This window comes from Microbacterium phoenicis, assembly GCF_047302325.1.
Taxonomy (GTDB): Bacteria; Actinomycetota; Actinomycetes; order Actinomycetales; family Microbacteriaceae; genus Microbacterium.
This window is the reverse complement of the sequence record NZ_CP154849.1, coordinates 656,963-676,890: the sequence shown is the minus strand read 5'-3', so window position 1 is coordinate 676,890 and position 19,928 is coordinate 656,963. Positions and strand designations below refer to the sequence as shown.

Below are 19,928 nucleotides of genomic sequence, written 5' to 3'. Positions count from 1 at the left end.
CAGCTCTTCGCAGTGACCTCAGCGCTTCGCAGTGACCCCTAGCGCTTCGCGAGGTGCGCGGGGCGGCGCAGGAACAGCACCAGCACGACACCCAGCGCGATGACGGCGGCCGGCAGCAGCGTGGCCTGCCCCATGGCGGTCGAGAATCCCTCGGCGACGGCGGGCGGCATCCCGCCACCTCCACCGAAGTCGCCACTGGCTGCATCGCCCGCACCGGGCAGATTCGCCTCGAGGCGCGCCTGCATGACGGCGGCGATCGCGGCGGACCCGATGACCGAACCGATCGTTCGCGTCGTGTTGTAGATGCCCGAGCCGGCACCCGCCTGCTGCGGCGGCAGGTTGCGGGTCGCTGTGGTGGCCAGCGGTCCCCACATCCCGGCGTTCGCGACACCGATGATCGCGGACGGGATGAGGAGCAGGAGGATCGGAGCCTCGGTGTTCATCAGCAGCACGTAGCCGACGAGACCGACGACCATGAGCGACAGTCCGGGAACGAGCAGCACCCGGGGGTCTACCCGGTCGAGAATGCGTCCGGCGAAGGGCGCGAGGACCCCCGACAGGACGGCCATCGGGATGAGCAGCAGTGCCGACTCGGTCGGGGTGAGTCCGCGCGCGAGCTGCGTGAAGAACGCCATCGGCAACGCCATGCTCGTCACGGTGAAGCCGACGGCGGCGATCGCGAGGTTCGAGATCGCGAAGTTCCGGTCGCGGAACAGCGCGAGCGGCACGAGGGGTTCGCTCTTGGTGCGCGCCTGCGTCCAGACGAAGACCGCCAGGACGGCGACACCGGCGACGATCATGACCCACACCCAGGGCGCCCACTCAAAGTGCTGACCCTCCTGCAGGCCGAAGACGATGAGGAACAGGGCGACCGCGCTGAGGACGACGCCGAGCAGGTCGAAACGGTGCGGGTGCGTCTCGAGCTGCGGAACGAGGCGCACGGCGAGGACGAAGGCGATGATCCCGACGGGGATGTTGACGAAGAAGATCCACTCCCAGCCGAAGCCGTCGACGAGCAGGCCGCCCGCGAGCGGACCGACGAGGGTGGCGACACCGGCGGTCGCACCCCAGAGGCCCATGGCCGCTCCGCGCCGCTCGGCGGGGAACGTGCGGGTGATGACCGCCATCGTCTGCGGCGTCATGAGGGCGGCGCCGAGGCCCTGGGCGGCGCGCGCGATGATCAGCATCTCGAGCGAGCCCGACAGTCCGCACGCCAGCGAGGCGAGCGTGAAGATCGCGAGCCCGATGAGGTAGATGTTCTTCGGCCCGAACCGGTCGCCGAGGCGGCCCGTGACCAACAGCGGGACGGCGTACGTCAGGAGGTAGGCGGACGTGACCCACACGACGTTGTCGAGGTTGCTGGTGGTGGGGTCCAGCGCCGCCTTGATGGCGGGGTTCGCCACCGAGACGATCGTGGTGTCGACGAGGATCATGAAGAACCCGAGGACGAGCGCCCACAGCGCGGGCCACGGATTCGTCGGGGCGGGGGCCGCACCGGGGGTGCGGACGGTGGTCGTGCTCTCGCTCATGCGCGTGCGGATTCTCTCTGTGCCAGATAGCGGTCGGTGACGGGGATGTCGACGACACCCCAGACGGTGTCGGGACGCCGGATGAACTCGACCGCGTCGTCGAGCCAGGCGATGTCGGCGGCCAGCAGAGCAGCCTGCCGGTGGACCTCGATGAGGAACTGCGGGTGCGACCCGTGCGCGATGGCGGTCTCGCGGGCGCTCCGGTGCGCGTCGAGGGATGCCGCGAGCAGCTCGCGTCGCTGCGTCAGCAGCGTGATCACCTCGGCCCGATCGAGGTTGTGCGCCTCGGTGAGGGCGATGCGGAACCGCTCGGGGTCGTCGATCGAGACCAGCTCGCGACGGATCCAGATGAGGAGCGCGGTGGCCCCGGCATCCGTCAGCGCGTAGGTCGTGCGCTCGGGTCGGTTGCCGGCGCGATCGCTGCCGACCTCGACGATGTGGCCCTGCCGTTCGAGGCGAGCGACCGTGTGGTAGATCGTGCCGTGCGTCAGTGCGATCATGCGATCCGCCCGGCGCTCGCGCAGCAGGCGCACCATCTCGTAGGTGTGCATGTCGTCCTCGCGCAGGAGCGCGAGGAGCATGATCGCGGTGGGGGTGAGCCGCGAGACGGCATCTGCCATGGGGCTCCCTCCGCCGATTAGTCCATGTGGACTATACGCCTCTTCCCCGGATCATCCGGCGGCGTCGGTGGCTCGGAGGACGGCCCACGCGTGATCGACGCCGTCGGTGATCGCCGTGATCTGGATTCCCACCATCCGGCTGACCGTGATCCCCGTCACACGACCCGGGGCACCGCATCCCTGTGTCACGGTGATGGGTCCCTTGATCGTCACCGGCGGATCGTCTTCGCCGGCCGCGGGACTCAGCGACAGGGTGATGGTCGCGTCTCGGGGGATGCAGTCGAAGTCGAGGGTGTACTCCTGCTCCCGCACAGCGCTTGCCGCCACGTTCAGGGCGGTCCGGGGTTCGACGCCGACCGCATCGCCGTCGAACACGAGGCGGGTCGCTTCGAGCGGGCTCTCGTCGGGAACCCGGTAGGACGGATCGGCAGGCTCCTCCACCGGTGGGGACGGGGAGGGCGACGGAGAGGGCGACGACGACGGCTCGACGACGGATACGGACGGGACTGGCGAGGGCACCGCGTCATCGACCCCGGTCGTCGAGACACAGCCGCTCAGACCGAGCGACAGCGCGAGGGCGGTCAGGGCGAGGAGCGGGCGGCGCATGACGACAGGGTACGCATGGGCCCGCGCCGCCCGCGATAATGGCCGGGTGACGGATGCCGCGACTGCCCTGCCCGGATGGACCCACGTGTACTCGGGCAAGGTCCGGGACCTGCACCGCCCCGCCGACGGGACGGACGGACGGATGCTGGTGGTCGCCAGCGACCGCGTCAGCGCGTTCGACCACGTGCTCGACCCCGGCATCCCGGGTAAGGGCGAGCTCCTCACCCGCCTGAGCCTGTGGTGGTTCGCGCAGCTCGCCGGTGCCGACGGCGGCCGGCCGATCCCGAACCACCTGATCGAGGGCGCCGAACCGCCCGCCGAGGTCGACGGCCGCGCCATGGTGGTCCGCGAGCTCGACATGCAGCCGATCGAGTGCGTCGTCCGCGGCTATCTCACCGGGTCGGGCTGGGCCGAGTATCAGGCCGACGGCACGGTCTGCGGCATCCCGCTCCCGTCGGGCCTGCACAACGGCGATCGCCTGCCCGAGCCGATCTACACACCTGCCTACAAGGCACCGCTCGGCGAGCACGACGAGAACATCTCGTTCGAGCGCAGTGTCGAGCTCGTCGGCGAGGCCCGCGCGGCCGCGCTGCGCGACGCGTCGCTCGAGATCTACCGCCGGGCTGCCGCCCTCGCCGAGGCGAAGGGGCTGATCCTCGCCGACACGAAGTTCGAGTTCGGTTACGACGCCGACGGCGTCCTGACCCTCGCCGACGAGGTCCTGACGAGCGACTCGTCACGGTACTGGGATGCCGAGACCTGGCGCACCGGCTCGACGCCGGCCGAACGCATGGCGAGCTTCGACAAGCAGATCGTCCGCGACTGGCTGGCGGCGAACTGGGCCCAGCAGGGCACGCCTCCCACCGTCCCCGCCGACGTCGTCGCGCAGACGGCCGCGAAGTACCGCGAGCTCCTCGAGCGCCTCACGTCCTGACGGCGTCGCTCCCGCGCGCACAGCCCGCTCCCAGGTAGCCTGACCCCAGGCATCCCCCACCATCTGAGGAGCACGCGCATGCCCATCTGGACCCTTCACGGCGACGGACGCCGCGTCGCCCCCGGAGCCGTCGTCACCCCGAGCGAGCGTCTCGGCTGGGGCAGCACGATCGCGATCGGCGCGCAGCACGTCGTGGCCATGTTCGGCGCGACGTTCCTCGTGCCGCTGCTGACGGGCTTCCCCGTCAGCACGACGCTGCTGTTCTCGGGACTCGGGACGCTCCTGTTCCTGATCCTCACGCGCAACAAGCTGCCCAGCTACCTCGGCTCGTCGTTCGCGTTCATCGCGCCGATCACCGCCTTCGGCCCGGGCCAGGGCAAGCCGCTCGACAGCCCCGAGCAGATCGGTCAGGCGCTCGTCGGCGTGTTCGTCGCCGGCATCCTGCTCGCCGGCATCGGCTTCCTCGTTCAGGCGACGGGAACGCGCTGGCTCGAGAAGCTCATGCCGCCGGTCGTCTCGGGCGCGATCGTCGCCCTCATCGGCCTCAACCTGGCGCCGGCCGCGTGGAACAACTTCCAGACCGACGCCGTGCTCGCGACGATCACCCTCGTCGCGTGCATCCTGTTCGCGGTGCTCTTCCGCGGCATCCTCGGACGCGTGTCGATCTTCCTCGGCGTCGTCGTCGGCTACATCGCCGCACTGATCATGGGCAAGGTCGACTTCTCGGGCGTGACCGCACTCATCGAGAGCAACCAGTGGGTCGGTCTGCCGACCTTCCACCTGCCGTCCTTCGGGGATCCGGTGGCCTGGGGACTCCTGCCGATGTTCCTGCCCGTCGTGCTCGTCCTCGTGGCCGAGAACGTCGGCCACGTGCGCGGTGTCGCGACGATGACCGGGGACCCCACGGTCAACAAGCGCACCGGCCGCGCCCTCCTCGCCGACGGTCTCGCGACGACCCTCGCCGGTGCGTTCGGCGGCTCGGGCACGACCACCTACGGCGAGAACATCGGCGTCATGGCGGCGACCCGCATCTACTCGACGGCGGCGTACTGGGTGGCCGGCATCATCGCCGTGCTGCTCTCGTTCTCGCCCGTCGTCGGCGCCGTGCTCTTCACGATCCCGAGCGGCGTCATCGGCGGCGTCACGACCGCGCTCTACGGTCTCATCGGGGTCATCGGCATCAAGATCTGGGTCGACAACCAGGTGGACTTCTCGCGGCCCGTCAACCAGTACACGGTCGCCGTCGCCTTCGTCATCGCGATCGCGAACTTCACGATGGACCTCGGTCAGCTGCAGTTCGGCGGCATCGTGCTCGGCACCGTCGCCGCCCTCGTGATCTACCACGCCGGCAACGCGATCGCCCGGGCTCGCAAGACGGGAGCGGATGACGGCGGTCCCATCGTCCCGATCGGTCAGCTCGGCGGCGACCCGGACTGACGGGAACAACCTCGGGTGCCGACGCGTTCCATATTCACATGAATACGTCCGCGCTCGACCGGCTCGCCCCCACCACCGCGATGGGGGCCGTCACCCTGCTCGTCGGCGACCTCGACGGGATGACGCGGTACTACCGCGACGTCGTCACGCTGACAGTGCTCGACGCGGCGGGCGACACCGTCACACTGGGCCGCGCCCGACGTCCGATCGTCATCCTCCGCCACGAGCCGTCGCTCCGGCACGCCCCGGCCGGCGCCGCGGGCCTGTTCCACACCGCGATCCTCTTCGAATCCCAGGCGGCGCTGGCCGCCGCGCTGTTCTCGCTCGCGCAGCACGCTCCGCAGTCGTTCACCGGCAGCGCCGACCACCTCGTGAGCCAGGCGTTCTACGCCACCGACCCCGAGGGCAACGGCATCGAGCTCTACTGGGACCGCGAGCGCACCGAGTGGTCTTGGACCCACGGCCAGGTCGAGATGGACACCCTGTACCTCGACCCGAACGCGTTCCTCCGTGAGCATCTGACGGATGCCGCGGCCCAGGGCGCGAGCGCCGACGATGCGGCATCCGTCGGTCACGTCCACCTCTCCGTGGGCGACGTGCGGACCGCCCGAGCGTTCTACGTCGACGCGCTCGGCTTCGATGTGACGGCGGAACTCGGCGGGTCCGCCCTTTTCGTGAGCGCGGGCGGCTACCACCACCACATGGCGATGAACGTGTGGAACTCGCGCGGTGCGGGACCGCGCACGCCGGCCCTCGGGCTCGGCCGGGTCGACCTCACCCTGCCCGATCAGGACGCGCTCGGCGAGCTCGGTGAACGCCTGAGCCATCACGGCGTGCAGGTCGCCGACGACGGTCGGACGGTCTCGTTCACCGACCCGTGGCGCAACACCCTCCACGCCGGCGTGGCGCTGTAGGCCTCAGGCGGATTCGCGCACGACCAGCTGCGTGTCGAGCAGCGTCTCGTGGGGCGGGAATCCGCCGGCCAGGAGCGTCAGCAGGACATCGGCCATGACCTCGCCCTGCTGCAGCGAGGGCTGCCGCACGGTGGTGAGCGTCGGCGAGACCGACGTGGCCACCGGCGAGTCGTCGTACCCGACGATCGCGACGTCCTCGGGGACGCGGAGTCCCGCACGAGCCAGCTCGACGAGGGTTCCCCGCGCCATGAGGTCGCTCGCCGCGAAGAGACCGTCGAATTCCGCGCCGGATTCGAGGATCCGCCGGACGGCCGCGGCGCCGGCTGCGGCGGTGAAGTCGCCGTCCTCGACCGCGACGGGTGCCAGGCCCGCGGCATCCAGCGCTTCGAGGAACCCCGTCAGACGGTCGATGCCACCGGGCATCGTCGTCGGGCCGGTGATCGTCGCCAGCCGCGTGCGACCCTGGTCGATCAGATGCTGCGTCGCGAGGCGGCCGCCTTCGACGTTGTCGACGTCGACGTAATAGTCCCGTTCTCGCTCCCGGACGGGACGGCCGCCGTAGACGACGGGCATCGCGGCGGCGATGCGGTCGATGAAAGCGTCGCTCGTGTGGTGCGAGACGATGATCGCCCCGTCGACGGCACCGCTGCGGAGGTACGCCGTCGCCTTGTCGTCCGGATCGTCGCTCGCGATGATCAGGTTGAGCACGTAGTCCGACTTCGAGACCCGCGTGTTGATGCCGCTGACGATCGCCGCGAAGAACGGGTCGCCGAAGAAGCGGGTCGTGTCCTCGGGAACGACGAGGGCGATCGCCATCGTCGCCCGGCTGGCCAGCGACCGCGCCGCACGATTGGGCACGTAGTTGAGCTCGTCGATCGCCCGGCGGACGGCGGCGAGCGCGGCAGGACTGACGGCGGTCGACCCGTTCACGACGCGCGAGACGGTGGAGCGGGACACCCCCGCCGCGGCGGCGACCTCTTCGATCGTGACCGGCGACGCGAGCGTTCCGGGCGCAGGAATCGTCACCGAGGGGCCGCTCGTCACCGGCGAGTGAAGGGTTTCGGACACGGTCACCTCGGGAAGTGCAATCAGTCGATCGCTCGGTCGGCGATGACCCGACGATACTCCAGCGCGCTGTCCTTGAACGTCCGTTCCTGGGTGTCGTAGTCGACGCGGATGAGCCCGAAGCGCTTGTCGTACCCCCAGGCCCACTCGAAGTTGTCCATGAGCGACCAGTAGAAGTACCCGCGCACGTCCACACCTGCGTCAGCGGCATCCAGGATCGCCCCGAGATGACCCCGGAGGAACTCGACCCGGTCCGCGTCGTGCACCCGGGTCTCGCCGCCCTCGACGACGGTCTCGTCGTCGTAGGCGGCCCCGTTCTCTGTCACGAACAACGCGGTACCGGCATCCTTCGCGTACTCGTCCCACACCCGCTCGAGCAGTGTCGTCAGCCCTGCCGGCTGCACCTCCCAGTGCATCGCCGTACGCGGCAGTCCGCGCTCGTACCAGTGGATGCCGTCGCCCGCCGGCCATGGCGACCCCACGACGCGGTCGGTCGGGGCATCGCCCGGAAGGGGCGGGTCGGCCGGGGCCGTGCCGCCGACGAACTCGCCGTGGTAGTAGTTCACGCCCAGCACATCCAGCCGCTGCGAGATGGTGTCGAGGTCGCCGGGGAGGACCGCCGCCTCGAAGCGGGCCACCTCGTCGGCATCGACGGCGCGGATGTCCTCGACGATGTCGGCGGGGTAGCTCCCACGGAAGATCGGATCGAGGAACCACCGGTTGAACTGCCCGTCGATGCGACGCGCGGCGTCGACGTCGTCGGGCTTGGCCGGATCGGCGGCCTCGGCGACCGTGAGGTTCAGCGTGATCCCGAGGTTCAGCGCGGGGTCGCGGCGGCGCAATTCGTCGACGACGAGACCGTGTCCGCGCAGCAGGTGGTGGGACGCCAGCATCCCGTCACCGATGCTGAACCGGCCGGGGGCGTGGATCCCACCCGTGTAACTGAGGAACGACGAGCACCACGGCTCGTTCAGGGTGGTCCAGTCGGTGACGCGATCCCCGAGGGCGTCGTGCACCGTCAGCGCGTACTCGGCGAACCGCTCGCTCGCCTCGCGCGCCGTCCACCCGCCGCGCTCCTCGAGCGCCTGCGGCAGGTCCCAGTGGTAGAGCGTGAGCCAGGGACGGATGCCGGCGGCCAGGAGCTCGTCGACGAGACGCTCGTAGAAGTCGACGCCCTTCGGATTGACCGCTCCCCCGTCGGGGCGAACGCGCGACCACGACGTCGAGAACCGGTACGTGTCGAGGCCGAGCTCCTTCATGAGAGCGACGTCACCGCGGTAGCGGTGGTAGTGATCGCAGGCGACGTCACCGTTGTCGGCGTTGATCACCGCGCCGGGCACACGGCTGAACGCGTCCCAGATCGATGCGGTGCGACCGTCTTCGAAGGCGGCTCCCTCGATCTGGTAGGCGGCGGTCGCGGCGCCGAAGAGGAAGCCGGTCGGGAACGGGCGAAGGGCGGGTGCGGACACGGGGGCAGAGTACTCCTGCGAAAGGACGTTCACGGTGAGGCCGTCAGCCCTTGACCGCGCCGGCCATGATGCCGCTGACGAGCTGCTTGCCGGCGAAGACGAACAGCAGGATGAGGGGCACGGTCGCGAGGAGCACGCCCGCAAGCACCTTGGAGTAGTCGACGAAGTAGTTCGCCTGCAGCAGCGAGAGGGCGACCGGCAGGGTCGGGCTCTCGCGGTCGAGCACGATGAACGGCCAGAAGAACTGGTTCCACGCGCCCACGAAGGTGAAGAGGAACAGCATCGCGGCGGCGGGACGCGCGGCCGTCACACCGACGGTCCAGAACGTGCGGATCTGACTGGCTCCGTCGACGCGTGCCGCCTCGATGAGCTCGTCGGGCACCGTCTGGCCGATGTACTGCGTCATCCAGAACACCCCGAACGCGCTCGTCAGGGCCGGGACGATGATGGCGCCGATCGTGCCGGTCCACCCCATGTCGGCGAACAGGATGTACAGCGGGACGACGCCGAGCTGCATCGGGACGGCCATGGTGGCGACGACGAAGGCCAGCAGGAACTTGCTCCCGCGGAAGCGCAGCTTCGCGAACGCCCAGCCGGCGAGCGTCGAGAAGACGACGACCGACGCCGCGATCAGCGTCGAACTGAAGACCGAGTTCCACAGGGCCAGCCAGAAGTTGACGGCCGGATCGTTCATGACCGAGAGGGCGTTGGTCACGAAGTTGGCGCCGGGGATCCACGACATGTTCGGGTCGTTGATCGTGAACTGATCGCCCGAACCGATGAGGAACGACCAGTAGTAGGGGAAGATCGCCGAGACGGCGACGACGCCGAGTCCGACGTAGACCCAGAAGCCGGCGCGCACGCCGCGGATGCGGGTGGTCCGCTCGCCGCGACGACGTCGGGCGGCGTTCGGGATGTTCTCTTCGACGATGGCCAGGGGCGGCTCGCTGACGGTGGTCATCGTGCGGCATCCTTCCGTGCGCGTCGCGGCGCTTTCACGCCGCGGCCGCCCTCGTCGCGGACGAGGCGGCGGGTGATGAGGAGGTTCGCGAGACCGATCACCACGATGATGATGAAGAGGATCCACGCGAGGGCGGCGGCGCGGCCGAAATTGAACTCGCCCCAGCCGATGTTGTAGAGGTACAGGGTGATCGTCAGCCACTGCTGGGCGGGTCCGCCCTCGCCGGTGTTGTCGAACATGCGTGGCTCGTCGAAGATCTGCAGTCCGCCGATCGTCGAGGTGATGATGACGAAGATGAGGGTCGGCCGCAGCGACGGCAGGGTGATGCTGACGAACTGGCGGAACGCGCCGGCTCCGTCGACGGTCGCCGCCTCGTAGTACTCGCGGGGAACGGCCTGCATGGCGGCGAGAAGGATCAGGGCGTTGTACCCGGTCCAGCGGAAGTTCACCATGGTCGAGATCGCGACGTGGCTCCAGAACGGGTCCTTGTGCCAAGCGATGGGCTCGAGCCCGATGCTCGTGAGCGCGTTGTTCACGAGACCATGGACGTCGCCGAACATGTTGCTGAAGATCAGCGCCACAGCGACGGGAGCCATGACGAAGGGAAGCAGCACGCTCATGCGCCAGAACGTCTTGGCGCGGATGTTGCGGTCCAGCATCGCGGCGATGAACAGCGCCAGGAGCAGCTGCGGGACCGTCGAGAGCAGGAAGATGCTGAAAGTGTTGCGGAGGGCGACCCAGAACTTCGGGTCGTTCAGGATCCAGGCGTACTGGTCGAATCCGACGAAGGTGCCGGAGTCGCGGATGAGATCCCACTCCTGGAACGAGATCACCGCGGTGAACCCGATAGGGAACAGGCCGACGATCGCGAACAGGATGAAGAAGGGCGAGATGTAGAGATAGGGCGAGACCTTCACGTCCCAGCGGCTGAGCCGCTGACGGAAGGAGAGCACACGGATCGGACGGTCCCCGGCGGTGGGCCGCTCGTCCACGGGGGTCTGTGGGCGGATGTCGGTGGTGGTCACGAGTCGTCTCCGTGGTGGTCGAGCGATGGAAAGGGATGCCGGCCGTCGCAGAGCGCGGCCGGCATCCCCGTCAGGAGTGGATCAGAAGGCCTCGACCTCGGAGACCCAGGTCTTCCACGCGGCATCCTCGGACTCGGACTTGTCGAAGACGCGGTTCACGGCGTTCTGGAGCGCGTCGTGGTACTTGAAGTAGTCCGCGCTCTTGAACGGGAGGACCGTGACGGCCTCTGCGCGGTCCGCGCCGATCTCGCCGGTCTTCGCGCCGTTGTAGTAGTCGTTGACGTAACCCGTCAGGTCGGCGTTCTCGTACGCGTCGACCTGGCTGGGGAACGCGCCGACGTTGACGAACGCCTCGACCTGCTGCTCAGGAGCGGACAGCCAGTCGGCGAGCTTCTGCGCTTCCTTCACGTTCTTGCCGTTGGCAGGAATGGTCAGGTACGAGCCGCCCCAGTTGCCGCCACCGCCCGGGAAGGTGTTCGCGATCTTCCAGTTCTTCTGGTCGGGCGCGTAGCCGGAGATGATGCCCTGCATCCAGCCGGGGCAGAGGACCGTCGCGAAGTCGTCGCCCTGGAAAGACGCGATCCAGTCGTCGCCCCACTGCGCGGAGTAGGCCGAGTTCGGCACGGCGCGCTCGACGACGCTCTTGTAGGCGTCGGCGATCTCGGGGTTCGAGGTCGCGATGACGGAGCCGTCCGGCTTGTCGTAGGTGTACTCGATCTGGTTGACGATGCCCTGCAGCACCGAGTTGGCCGAGTCGATCATGGCCTTGCCGGACGCCTCGCGGTACTGGTCCGCCACGTCGAAGTAGTTGCTCCAGTCGCCGTCGAACAGCGCCTCGACCTCGGCGGGCTCCGACGGCAGGCCGGCGGCCTCGAAGAGGTCCGACCGGTAGCAGATCGCCTGCGGGCCGATGTCGGTGCCGTAGCCGATGAGGTTCCCCTCGGGGTCCGTCGCGGCCTTCTCCTTCCAGTCCAGCCAACGGCCCTTGAGGTCGTCGGGGACGGGGGCGAGCAGATCGGAGTACTGCATGGCCTCGCTGAGCCAGTCGACCTCGACGGCCTCGATGTCGGCGAGACCGCCCTTGCCGAGCTTCTGGAAGAAGTTCTTGCGGGCGTCACCCGACTCGGCCGCCTTGTTGTGGACGATCGTGACGTTCGGGTTCTCGTCCTCGTACTTCTGGAGGAACTCGTCGGTGTAGCCGAAGTTGTTGAAGGTGGCGATGGTCAGTGTGACCTTCTCGCCTTCCGCTCCGGTGCCGCCCTGGTCGCCGCCGCCGGCGCAGCCGGCGAGGACGAGAGCGGAGGTGGCGGCGACGCCGGCGATCAGGCCGACGCGGCGCAGGGCGCGTGCGTTCACAGAACACTCCTTTGTGGTGTGGCGAGAGCAAGGTGCAAGGGTCTCCACATGGGAGCGCTCTCATCGAGTGATGACGACGTTATGGGATCGCTCTCACGACTGTCAAGGGAGCGCTCCCATGACAGCGATCACGGTTTGGTCACGAGCGCCGTGCCCCGCGGACGGTGCGCGGGCACGTCGGGCTCTAGACTGGTCGCGCACCCCTGCCCGCGACATCCCGGAGCTTTCTGATGCCCACCATCGTCGTCGACGTCATGCCCAAGGCCGAGCTCCTGGACCCGCAGGGGAAGGCCGTCGCCGGAGCGCTGCAGCGCCTCGGCCACGCCGGATTCGGCGACGTCCGGATCGGCAAGCGCTTCGAGCTCACCGTCGAGACGGCCGACGAGCAGACCCTCGCCGCAGTCCGCACGATCGCCGAGGAGATCCTCTCGAACTCCGTGATCGAGGACGTCGTCGGCATCGAGGTCGTCGAGTGACCGTCCGCGTCGGGGTCATCACCTTCCCCGGCTCGCTCGACGACGGCGACGCCCGCCGCGCCGTCCGCCTCGCCGGCGCCGAGCCCGTCGCCCTCTGGCACGGCTCGCACGACCTCGAGGGCGTCGACGCCCTCGTCCTGCCGGGCGGCTTCAGCTACGGCGACTATCTGCGCGCAGGCGCGATCGCCGCGCTCGCGCCGATCATGTCCGAGGTGAAGGATGCCGCGGCCAAAGGGATGCCGATCCTCGGCATCTGCAACGGATTCCAGATGCTCGTCGAGGCCCACCTGCTGCCGGGCGGCCTGATCCGCAACGCGCACCAGCAGTTCATCCGCCGCGACCAGCGCCTCGTGGTCGAGAACGCCGACACCGCGTGGACGAACGAGTTCCGCCGCGGCCAGGAGATCGTCATCCCGCTGAAGAACGCGGACGGCGGTTACATCGCCTCCGACGAGACTCTCGCGCGTATCCAGGGCGAGAACCTGGTGGCGTTCCGCTACGCGGGCGTCAACCCGAACGGGTCGATCGACGACATCGCGGGGCTCACGAACGAGCAGGGCAATGTCGTCGGGCTCATGCCGCACCCGGAGCACGCGATCGAGCCCGGCTTCGGGCCCGACACCGCCGCAGCGATGCGGTCGGGCGTCGACGGGCTGCGGTTCTTCACGGCAGCCGTCTCGGCCGTCGTGCAAGCCGCGGCCTGACCCGGCTCAGCCGCCCAGCCTGCGGGCGAGGTGCGGTGCCGTCCGACTGTCGGGTTCTGCCGCGACGGCTTCCGGCGTCCCTTCGGCGACGATGCGACCGCCGGCGTCTCCACCCGACGGACCGAGGTCGATGACCCAGTCGGCCGCCGCGACGACGTCCATGTCGTGCTCGACCACGACGACGGTGTCGCCGGCGTCGACGAGGGCGTTCAGCTGCGCCAACAGCCGCCGGACGTCGGCGGGGTGCAGGCCGGTCGTCGGCTCGTCGAGGAGGTACAGCGTGTGGCCGCGCCGCGCCCGCTGCAGCTCGGTCGCGAGCTTGATCCGCTGCGCCTCGCCGCCCGAGAGCTCGGTCGCCGGCTGGCCGAGGCGGAGGTAGCCGAGACCGACGTCCTGCAGGGTGCGGAGGCTCCGGGATGCCGCGGGCACCCCCGCGAGGAACGTCGCCGCCTCGTCCACGGTCATCGCGAGGACGTCGGCGACGGTCTTGCCGTCGTAGGTGACCTCAAGCGTCTCGGGGTTGTAGCGCGCACCGTGGCAGGTCGGGCACCGGCCGTAGCTGCCGGGCAGGAAGAGGAGCTCGACGGTGACGTAACCCTCTCCCAGGCACGTCTCGCAGCGGCCGCCCGCGACGTTGAACGAGAACCGGCCGGGTGTGTACCCGCGTTCGCGCGCGAGCTCGGTGCCCGCGAAGACCGCGCGGACGGCGTCGAACAGTCCGGTGTAGGTCGCGAGGTTCGACCGCGGGGTGCGACCGATCGGCTTCTGATCGACGCGGACCAGGCGGTCGACGGCCTCCAGGCCGGTGACGGCGCCGACCCGCAGCGTGTCGATGGACGCCGCCGGCAGCGTCGCCTCGGCGATGCGCTCGGACGGCTCGTCGGCATCGCCTCGGCCGTCGGCATCCGCCTCGTCGACCGACCCGCCCCGCAGATGACGATCGACGACCTCGCGCAGGACGCGGCTGACGAGCGTGGACTTGCCCGAGCCCGAGACGCCCGTGACCGCCGTGAAGACGCCGAGGGGGAACGCGACGTCGAGCCCGTCCAGGTTGTGCAGCGAGACGCCCTCGAGCGAGAGGATGCCGGTCGCCTCGCGGCGCTCCCGTCGCACCGATGCGCCGTCGCCGGGGAACAGGAACGGACGCGTCGCCGACTCGGCGACGTCAGCCAACCCCTCGACCTCGCCCGAGTAGAGGACGGCACCGCCGGCCTCACCCGCGCCGGGACCGACGTCGACGATCCAGTCCGCGCGGCGGACGACGTCCATGTTGTGCTCGACGACGAAGACCGAGTTGCCCGAGGCGCGGAGCTGCTCGAGGACGTCGAGCAGCGGTGCCGCGTCGTCGGGATGGAGGCCGGCCGACGGCTCGTCGAGAACGTAGACGACCCCGAACAGGCCGGAGCGCAGCTGGGTCGCCAGCCGGAGGCGCTGCATCTCGCCGGGCGAGAGGGTCGTGGTGACGCGCCCGAGGCCGAGGTACCCGAGACCGAGGTCGAGCAGCACCTGGATGCGGGCGACGAGGTCGGTCGTGATGGCGACGGCGACATCGGTGCGCTCACCGGACGCGGTGGTCGGGAGAGCGGGGGCGGCATCCCGGATCTGCGTCGTCGGACGCAGGACCTCGGCGAGCTCGCGGATCGGCAGGGCGTTCAGCTCGGCGATCGAGTGCCCGGCGAACGTGACCGCGAGCGCCTCGCGGCGCAGGCCCGTGCCGCCGCAGAGCGGGCAGACGCCGGTGCGGACGAAGGCGAGTACCCGGTTCCGCATCGACGCGCTCTGCGAGTCGGCAAGGGTGTGGAAGACGAACTTCTTCGCGCTCCAGAACCTGCCGTTGTAGGGCTTGGCGACACGGTCGCGCTGCGGCGTGATCTGCACGACGGGCTGCTCGTCGGTGAACAGGAGCCAGTCGCGGTCGGCCTGGTCGAGTTCGCGCCACGGGCGATCGACGTCGTATCCGAGGGCGATCGTGATGTCGCGGAGGTTCTTCGCCTGCCACGCCCCCGGCCATGCCGCAATCGCGCCGTCGCGGATGCTCAACGATGGGTCGGGCACGAGCGTGTCCTCGGTCACGGTGTGCGCGACGCCGACGCCGTGACATTCGGGGCAGGCGCCCGCGGCCGTATTCGGCGAGAACGCGTCGGAGTCCAGGCGCGTCGTGAATCCGGTCGGGAACGTGCCCGCCCGCGAGAACAGCATGCGCAGGGAGTTCGACAGCGTTGTGACGGTGCCCACGCTGGAGCGCGAACTCGGCGCACCTCGCCGCTGCTGCAGGGCGACGGCGGGCGGCAGGCCCGTGATCGACTCCACATGCGGGTCGTGACCCTGCTGGATCAGTCGCCGCGCGTAGGGCGCGACCGACTCGAGGTAGCGGCGCTGCGCCTCGGTGAAGATCGTCCCGAAAGCCAACGAGGACTTGCCCGAGCCCGACACGCCCGTGAAGGCGACGATCGCGTCGCGTGGGACGTCGACATCGACGCTCCGCAAGTTGTTCTCGTGCGCCCCGCGCACACGGACGAAGGCATCGGCGTCGCCGCGGGGGTTTTCCGGCATCGAACCAGCCTAGGTGCCCTGGTCCGGGCACGGGCCGAGGCCCCGGGCCTGGCGATAGCCTCGGACGCATGGCTTCGATCAGCGTCAGCGTCCCCTCTGCCCGCCTCGCCGAGGACCTCTCCGACATCGACGGGGCCGACGTCTTCGTCTGGAAGATGGATGCCGCCTCCCCCCGCCCCCGTATCGACATCGTCGTCCCGCCCTACATGTCCGGGCCGGACCCCCTCGCCCGGCTCGAGGGCGTGGAGGTCGGACTCGTGCAGGGTCAGGCGATCGGCTACGAGGGCATCGAGGACCGCGTGCCCGCCGGCACGGTGTTCGCGAACGCCACGACCGTGCACGAGGCGGCCACCGCGGAACTCGCCGTCGCCCTGGCGCTCACGGCGCAGCGCGGCATCGACCGGTTCGTCCGCGCGCAGGAGAAGGGCGACTGGGCGCCGTTCCAGGCCACCGGTCTCGCCGACCGCCGCATCCTGGTGCTCGGCTACGGCGGCGTCGGCAAGGCGATCGCCGCACGCCTCGCCCCCTTCGAGGTCGACCTGGTACCGGTCGCCTCCCGCGCGCGGGACGAGGACGGCATCCACGTCCACAGCGTCGACGAGCTGCCGGACCTCCTCCCCGGCGTCGACATCGTCGTCACCTCGCTCCCCGGCGGCGACCAGACGCGGCACATCATCGACGACGCGTTCCTCGCCGCCCTGCCCGAAGGTGCCCTCGTCGTCAACGTGGGGCGCGGGTCGCTGATCGACACGGACGCCCTCGTCGCCCACGTCCGGGGCCGCGGCATCCGAGCGGCGCTCGACGTCACCGACCCCGAACCGCTTCCCGCGGACCACCCGTTGTGGTCACTCGACGGCGTCGTCATCGCGCCGCACGTCGGCGGGGCGACCGACGCGATGCACCCGCGGATCGTGCGGCTGCTGCGTCGCCAGATCGGGCATCTGCTCGCGGGCGAGGAGCCCGAGAACGTCGTGATCCGGACCTGATCAGACGGTGAACACGCTGTGCACGGGGCCGCAGACGGAGCGGCCCCCGAGTGCGGTGAGCTCCATCAGCACCGACGTGCCGGCGAGGCTGTAGCCGAGCTGCTCGAGCAGCTGCTGCCCGGCGCGGAGCGTGCCACCCGTGGCGAGGACGTCGTCGACGAGCAGAACCCGCGCGCCGGAGGACAGGTCGCCCGACATCTCGATCGTCGCGCTGCCGTACTCGAGGTCGTAGCTCACCGAGCCGGCGGGACGCGGAAGCTTGCCCGCCTTGCGGATCGGGGCGAGACCGGTACCCGAGGCGATCGCGATCGCGCCGGCGAGCAGGAAGCCGCGCGCCTCGACGCCGGCGACGACGTCGAACGAGCCGATGAACGGCTCGGCCATGGCCATCGCGATCGTGCGGAGCCCGGCCGGGTCGGCCAGCAGCGGCGAGATGTCGCGGAAGAGGATGCCGGGTTCGGGGAAGTCGGGGATCGTCGCGATGAGCGCTTCGGCTCGGGCGAGTGCGTCGGGATTCACTGGGTCGAGGGTACCCGCCCTGCCTGATACCGCGTGCGCAAGCGCTTGCGCTAGGCTGGCGCGCATGACTCCGACCCCCTCCCCGACCGTCACCTCGACGCTGGCTCCGATCGGCGAGAGCCGGCCCGGCGCCGAGTGGTGGCGCACCGCCGTGATCTACCAGATCTACCCCCGCTCCTTCGCGGACGCCTCGGGCGACGGCATCGGCGACCTGCCCGGCATCACGTCGCACCTCGACGACCTCGCGTCGCTTGGCGTCGATGCCGTGTGGCTGAGCCCCTTCTTCACCTCTCCCCAGAAGGATGCCGGCTACGACGTCGCCGACTACCGTGACGTCGACCCGCTGTTCGGCACCCTCGGCGACTTCGACGACATGCTCGAGGGCGCTCACGCCCGCGGCATCCGGGTCATCATCGACCTCGTCCCGAACCACTCCTCCGACAAGCACGTCTGGTTCCAGCAGGCCCTCGCCGCCGCTCCCGGCAGCCCCGAGCGCGCGCGCTACATGTTCCGCGACGGCAAGGGCGAGAACGGCGAACTTCCCCCCAACAACTGGGAATCCGTCTTCGGCGGCCCGGCCTGGACGCGGATTGCCGACGGTCAGTGGTACCTGCACCTGTTCGACACGTCGCAGCCCGACTTCGACTGGACCAACCCCGAGGTGCGCGCCGAGTTCGAGGCCACCCTGCGCTTCTGGCTCGACCGCGGCGTCGACGGCTTCCGCGTGGACGTGGCGCACGGCCTGATCAAGGCCGACGGTCTGCCCGACTACACCCCGCCGGCCGAGGCCGACTCGATGGGCGGCGCCGAGCCCGTGCCGTACTGGGGCCAGGAGGGTGTCCACCAGGTGTGGCGCGAGTGGCACCGGGTGCTCGACGAGTACGAGGGCGACCGGGCGCTCTGCGCCGAGGCGTGGCTGCCGACGGTCGACGAGACCGCCAAGTGGGTGCGCTCCGACGAGATGCACCAGGCCTTCAACTTCCCCTACGCGATGAGCGAGTGGGATGCCGCGCAGCTGCGCGAGATCATCAGCGAGTCCCTGCGCGCCTTCCCCGCCGTCGGCGCTCCGGCCACGTGGGTTCTCTCGAACCACGACGTCATCCGCCACGCGACCCGCCTCGCGATGCCCGGTCACCCCCAGGGGCACGGCGTCGGGCCCGAGACGCCCGGCAAGCCCGATCCCGCCGCGGGACTTCGTCGCGCCCGCGCGGCGACCGCGCTCATGCTCGCCCTCCCCGGCTCGTCGTACCTGTACCAGGGCGAGGAACTCGGACTCCCCGAGGCGATGGAGCTGCCCGACGACGTTCGCGAGGACCCGACCTGGTTCCGCACGAACGGCGAGCGCTACGGCCGTGACGGATGCCGCGTCCCGCTGCCCTGGACCGCCGATCAGGGCGCGTTCGGCTTCAGCGCGACGGGCGAGAGCTGGCTGCCGCAGCCCGCGGAGTGGACGGCGCTCGCCCGCGACGTGCAGGAGGACCAGCCGGACTCGACCCTCTGGCTGTACCGCACACTGCTGGCGACCCGCCGCGCGCACGACCTCGGGTCGGGCGCGCTCAAGTGGCTGGACGCCTACGGCGCGGACGTCATCGCCTTCCGCAACGGCGACATCACGGTGATCGCGAACGTGGGCACGACCCCGGTCGCGCTTCCGAAGGGGACGCTGCTGGTCGAGAGCGACGCGTTCGAGGGGCGCGAGCTGCCGGCCGACACCACGGTGTGGATCGCCGCGGACTGACGTGACCGGCATCGACGACGTCGCCCGCGCCGCAGGCGTCTCGGCGGCGACCGTCTCACGCGCGCTCAGCGGGCGCGGGCGCATCTCGGATGCGACCCGCGCCCGCGTGCGTGCGGCCGCGGCCGACCTCGGCTACGTGGTCTCGGCTGCGGCATCCGCTCTGGCCACGGGGCGTGCCGCGAACATCGGTGTCGTCGTCCCGCTGCTCGACCGGTGGTTCTTCGCGAACGTGCTCGACGGCATCGCGAGCCGCCTCGCACCGCAGGGCTACGACATGACGCTGTACAGCATGAGCGCCGAGCGGTCCCAGCGGGACGGCGTGCTGGACGTGTCGCTGCGGCGCGGCCGGGTCGACGGGATCGTCGTCCTCTCAGTGGCCCTCGCCGACGACGAGGTCGACCGGCTCCTCGCGCTCGATCTGCCCGTCGTCGGCCTTGGCGCCACCACCCCCCGGCTGCCCGCGCTCCGCGTGGACGAGCTGGCCGTGGCCCGTGCCGCGACCGAGCACCTGCTGAGCCTCGGCCACCGGCGCATCGCGCACATCGGCGCGGGCTACGCGGGGGACCCGGGCCTCGACATCCCGTCGTTGCGCCGGCACGGTTTCACCTCGGCGATGGCGGATGCCGGCATCCCGGACGCCCCCTTCGCCGCGGCGGACTTCACGATCGAGGGCGGACATCGCGCCGCACTCGCACTGTTGGACGGTGCGGCTGCGCCGACGGCGATCTTCGCGGCATCCGACGAGATCGCCTTCGGCGCCATGTTCGCGGCGAGGGACCGAGGACTCGACGTGCCGAGGGATCTCTCGGTGATCGGCGTCGACGGGCACGAGATGGGCGGCTTCTTCGGCCTGACGACGATCGCGCAGTTCCCGCACGAACAGGGCGAGCGTGCCGCTGATGCCGTCCTCGCCGCGCTCGAGGGGCGGCAGGAGCTCGGTGAACTCGCGTTCCAGCTCGTCGAGCGGACCTCGACGGCGGCTCCCGTGGAGGACTCACTGAGGTAGCGGCGGCCCCGTCCCCGTAGGCTCGACGTC

At 70.2% G+C, this 19,928-nt stretch carries 18 protein-coding genes; 8 read left to right on the top strand and 10 right to left on the bottom strand.

Annotated features, from left to right (window positions below; translation table 11 throughout):
* Positions 1 to 38 precede the first annotated feature (38 nt).
* Genes ABCU91_RS03385 through ABCU91_RS03375 form a run of 3 tightly spaced genes read right to left on the bottom strand, consistent with a single transcriptional unit; the run spans position 39 to position 2,755 of the window.
* Positions 39 to 1,529 carry a DHA2 family efflux MFS transporter permease subunit gene (locus ABCU91_RS03385; RefSeq protein WP_413354795.1) on the bottom strand — a complete coding sequence of 497 codons (1,491 nt, stop codon included), beginning with the start codon at positions 1,527 to 1,529 and terminating at the stop codon, positions 39 to 41.
* The gene (locus tag ABCU91_RS03380; protein WP_413354794.1) at positions 1,526 to 2,149 is read right to left on the bottom strand and encodes a PadR family transcriptional regulator; all 624 of its coding nucleotides are present in this window, start codon (positions 2,147 to 2,149) and stop codon (positions 1,526 to 1,528) included. Before ABCU91_RS03380 ends, ABCU91_RS03385 begins: the two co-directional genes overlap by 4 nt.
* Positions 2,150 to 2,200: 51 nt before the next feature.
* Positions 2,201 to 2,755, bottom strand: coding sequence for a hypothetical protein (locus ABCU91_RS03375; RefSeq protein WP_413354793.1), 555 nt, complete (start codon positions 2,753 to 2,755; stop codon positions 2,201 to 2,203).
* Here ABCU91_RS03375 and ABCU91_RS03370 point away from each other — a divergent pair.
* From ABCU91_RS03370 to ABCU91_RS03360, 3 genes are all read left to right on the top strand, one after another.
* Complete coding sequence (locus tag ABCU91_RS03370) at positions 2,754 to 3,689, top strand: phosphoribosylaminoimidazolesuccinocarboxamide synthase (RefSeq protein WP_413354792.1); 936 nt, start codon at positions 2,754 to 2,756, stop codon at positions 3,687 to 3,689. The genes ABCU91_RS03375 and ABCU91_RS03370 overlap by 2 nt on opposite strands.
* Positions 3,690 to 3,767: 78 nt before the next feature.
* Complete coding sequence (locus tag ABCU91_RS03365) at positions 3,768 to 5,126, top strand: uracil-xanthine permease family protein (RefSeq protein WP_413354791.1); 1,359 nt, start codon at positions 3,768 to 3,770, stop codon at positions 5,124 to 5,126.
* Between the two features lie 38 nt (positions 5,127 to 5,164).
* Positions 5,165 to 6,040, top strand: a complete 876-nt coding sequence (locus tag ABCU91_RS03360; RefSeq protein ID WP_413354790.1) for a VOC family protein — start codon at positions 5,165 to 5,167, stop codon at positions 6,038 to 6,040.
* A gap of 3 nt (positions 6,041 to 6,043) precedes the next feature.
* On the opposite strand, the gene ABCU91_RS03355 is transcribed toward ABCU91_RS03360, so the two are convergent.
* The 5 genes from ABCU91_RS03355 to ABCU91_RS03335 form a co-directional block, all read right to left on the bottom strand.
* Entirely contained in the window at positions 6,044 to 7,066 is a 1,023-nt protein-coding gene (locus ABCU91_RS03355; protein ID WP_413354789.1) for a LacI family DNA-binding transcriptional regulator, read from the bottom strand.
* 62 nt (positions 7,067 to 7,128) lie between these two features.
* Entirely contained in the window at positions 7,129 to 8,574 is a 1,446-nt protein-coding gene (locus ABCU91_RS03350) for a GH1 family beta-glucosidase (RefSeq protein ID WP_413354788.1), read from the bottom strand.
* A 43-nt stretch (positions 8,575 to 8,617) separates the two neighbouring features.
* Positions 8,618 to 9,535: a carbohydrate ABC transporter permease gene (locus ABCU91_RS03345; RefSeq protein ID WP_406922962.1), complete on the bottom strand. Its 918-nt coding sequence runs from the start codon at positions 9,533 to 9,535 to the stop codon at positions 8,618 to 8,620.
* On the bottom strand, positions 9,532 to 10,560 hold the full coding sequence (locus ABCU91_RS03340) for a carbohydrate ABC transporter permease (RefSeq protein WP_413354787.1): 1,029 nt from the start codon (positions 10,558 to 10,560) through the stop codon (positions 9,532 to 9,534). Before ABCU91_RS03340 ends, ABCU91_RS03345 begins: the two co-directional genes overlap by 4 nt.
* A gap of 81 nt (positions 10,561 to 10,641) precedes the next feature.
* Positions 10,642 to 11,916, bottom strand: coding sequence for an ABC transporter substrate-binding protein (locus ABCU91_RS03335; RefSeq protein WP_413354786.1), 1,275 nt, complete (start codon positions 11,914 to 11,916; stop codon positions 10,642 to 10,644).
* Positions 11,917 to 12,146: 230 nt separating this feature from the next.
* Here ABCU91_RS03335 and purS point away from each other — a divergent pair, with 230 nt between their 5' ends.
* A complete protein-coding gene (gene purS, locus ABCU91_RS03330; RefSeq protein WP_091358349.1) occupies positions 12,147 to 12,392 on the top strand; it encodes a phosphoribosylformylglycinamidine synthase subunit PurS in 246 nt (81 codons plus the stop codon).
* Positions 12,389 to 13,096, top strand: coding sequence for a phosphoribosylformylglycinamidine synthase subunit PurQ (gene purQ / locus ABCU91_RS03325; protein ID WP_413354785.1), 708 nt, complete (start codon positions 12,389 to 12,391; stop codon positions 13,094 to 13,096). The genes purS and purQ overlap by 4 nt, the downstream gene beginning before the upstream one ends.
* 6 nt (positions 13,097 to 13,102) lie before the next feature.
* Here purQ and ABCU91_RS03320 read toward each other — a convergent pair whose 3' ends face one another.
* On the bottom strand, positions 13,103 to 15,649 hold the full coding sequence (locus ABCU91_RS03320) for an ABC transporter (protein WP_413354784.1): 2,547 nt from the start codon (positions 15,647 to 15,649) through the stop codon (positions 13,103 to 13,105).
* Between the two features lie 68 nt (positions 15,650 to 15,717).
* Between ABCU91_RS03320 and ABCU91_RS03315 the strand changes: the two genes are divergently transcribed.
* Entirely contained in the window at positions 15,718 to 16,635 is a 918-nt protein-coding gene (locus tag ABCU91_RS03315) for a 2-hydroxyacid dehydrogenase (protein ID WP_413354783.1), read from the top strand.
* Here ABCU91_RS03315 and ABCU91_RS03310 read toward each other — a convergent pair whose 3' ends face one another.
* On the bottom strand, positions 16,636 to 17,154 hold the full coding sequence (locus tag ABCU91_RS03310; protein ID WP_091358335.1) for an adenine phosphoribosyltransferase: 519 nt from the start codon (positions 17,152 to 17,154) through the stop codon (positions 16,636 to 16,638).
* Between the two features lie 64 nt (positions 17,155 to 17,218).
* Between ABCU91_RS03310 and ABCU91_RS03305 the strand changes: the two genes are divergently transcribed.
* Positions 17,219 to 18,892: a glycoside hydrolase family 13 protein gene (locus ABCU91_RS03305; protein ID WP_413354782.1), complete on the top strand. Its 1,674-nt coding sequence runs from the start codon at positions 17,219 to 17,221 to the stop codon at positions 18,890 to 18,892.
* Between the two features lies 1 nt (position 18,893).
* Positions 18,894 to 19,898, top strand: a complete 1,005-nt coding sequence (locus ABCU91_RS03300; protein ID WP_413354781.1) for a LacI family DNA-binding transcriptional regulator — start codon at positions 18,894 to 18,896, stop codon at positions 19,896 to 19,898.
* Positions 19,899 to 19,928 lie beyond the last annotated feature (30 nt).

Excerpts from the sequence above, each read along its gene's own strand:
- ABCU91_RS03385 (WP_413354795.1), bottom strand. The coding sequence starts at position 1,529 with ATGAGCGAGAGCACGACCACCGTCCGCACCCCCGGTGCGGCCCCCGCC.
- ABCU91_RS03380 (WP_413354794.1), bottom strand. The coding sequence starts at position 2,149 with ATGGCAGATGCCGTCTCGCGGCTCACCCCCACCGCGATCATGCTCCTC.
- ABCU91_RS03370 (WP_413354792.1), top strand. The coding sequence starts at position 2,754 with ATGACGACAGGGTACGCATGGGCCCGCGCCGCCCGCGATAATGGCCGG.
- ABCU91_RS03375 (WP_413354793.1), bottom strand. The coding sequence starts at position 2,755 with ATGCGCCGCCCGCTCCTCGCCCTGACCGCCCTCGCGCTGTCGCTCGGT.
- ABCU91_RS03365 (WP_413354791.1), top strand. The coding sequence starts at position 3,768 with ATGCCCATCTGGACCCTTCACGGCGACGGACGCCGCGTCGCCCCCGGA.
- ABCU91_RS03360 (WP_413354790.1), top strand. The coding sequence starts at position 5,165 with ATGAATACGTCCGCGCTCGACCGGCTCGCCCCCACCACCGCGATGGGG.
- ABCU91_RS03345 (WP_406922962.1), bottom strand. The coding sequence starts at position 9,535 with ATGACCACCGTCAGCGAGCCGCCCCTGGCCATCGTCGAAGAGAACATC.
- purS (WP_091358349.1), top strand. The coding sequence starts at position 12,147 with ATGCCCACCATCGTCGTCGACGTCATGCCCAAGGCCGAGCTCCTGGAC.
- ABCU91_RS03320 (WP_413354784.1), bottom strand. The coding sequence starts at position 15,649 with ATGCCGGAAAACCCCCGCGGCGACGCCGATGCCTTCGTCCGTGTGCGC.
- ABCU91_RS03315 (WP_413354783.1), top strand. The coding sequence starts at position 15,718 with ATGGCTTCGATCAGCGTCAGCGTCCCCTCTGCCCGCCTCGCCGAGGAC.
- ABCU91_RS03305 (WP_413354782.1), top strand. The coding sequence starts at position 17,219 with ATGACTCCGACCCCCTCCCCGACCGTCACCTCGACGCTGGCTCCGATC.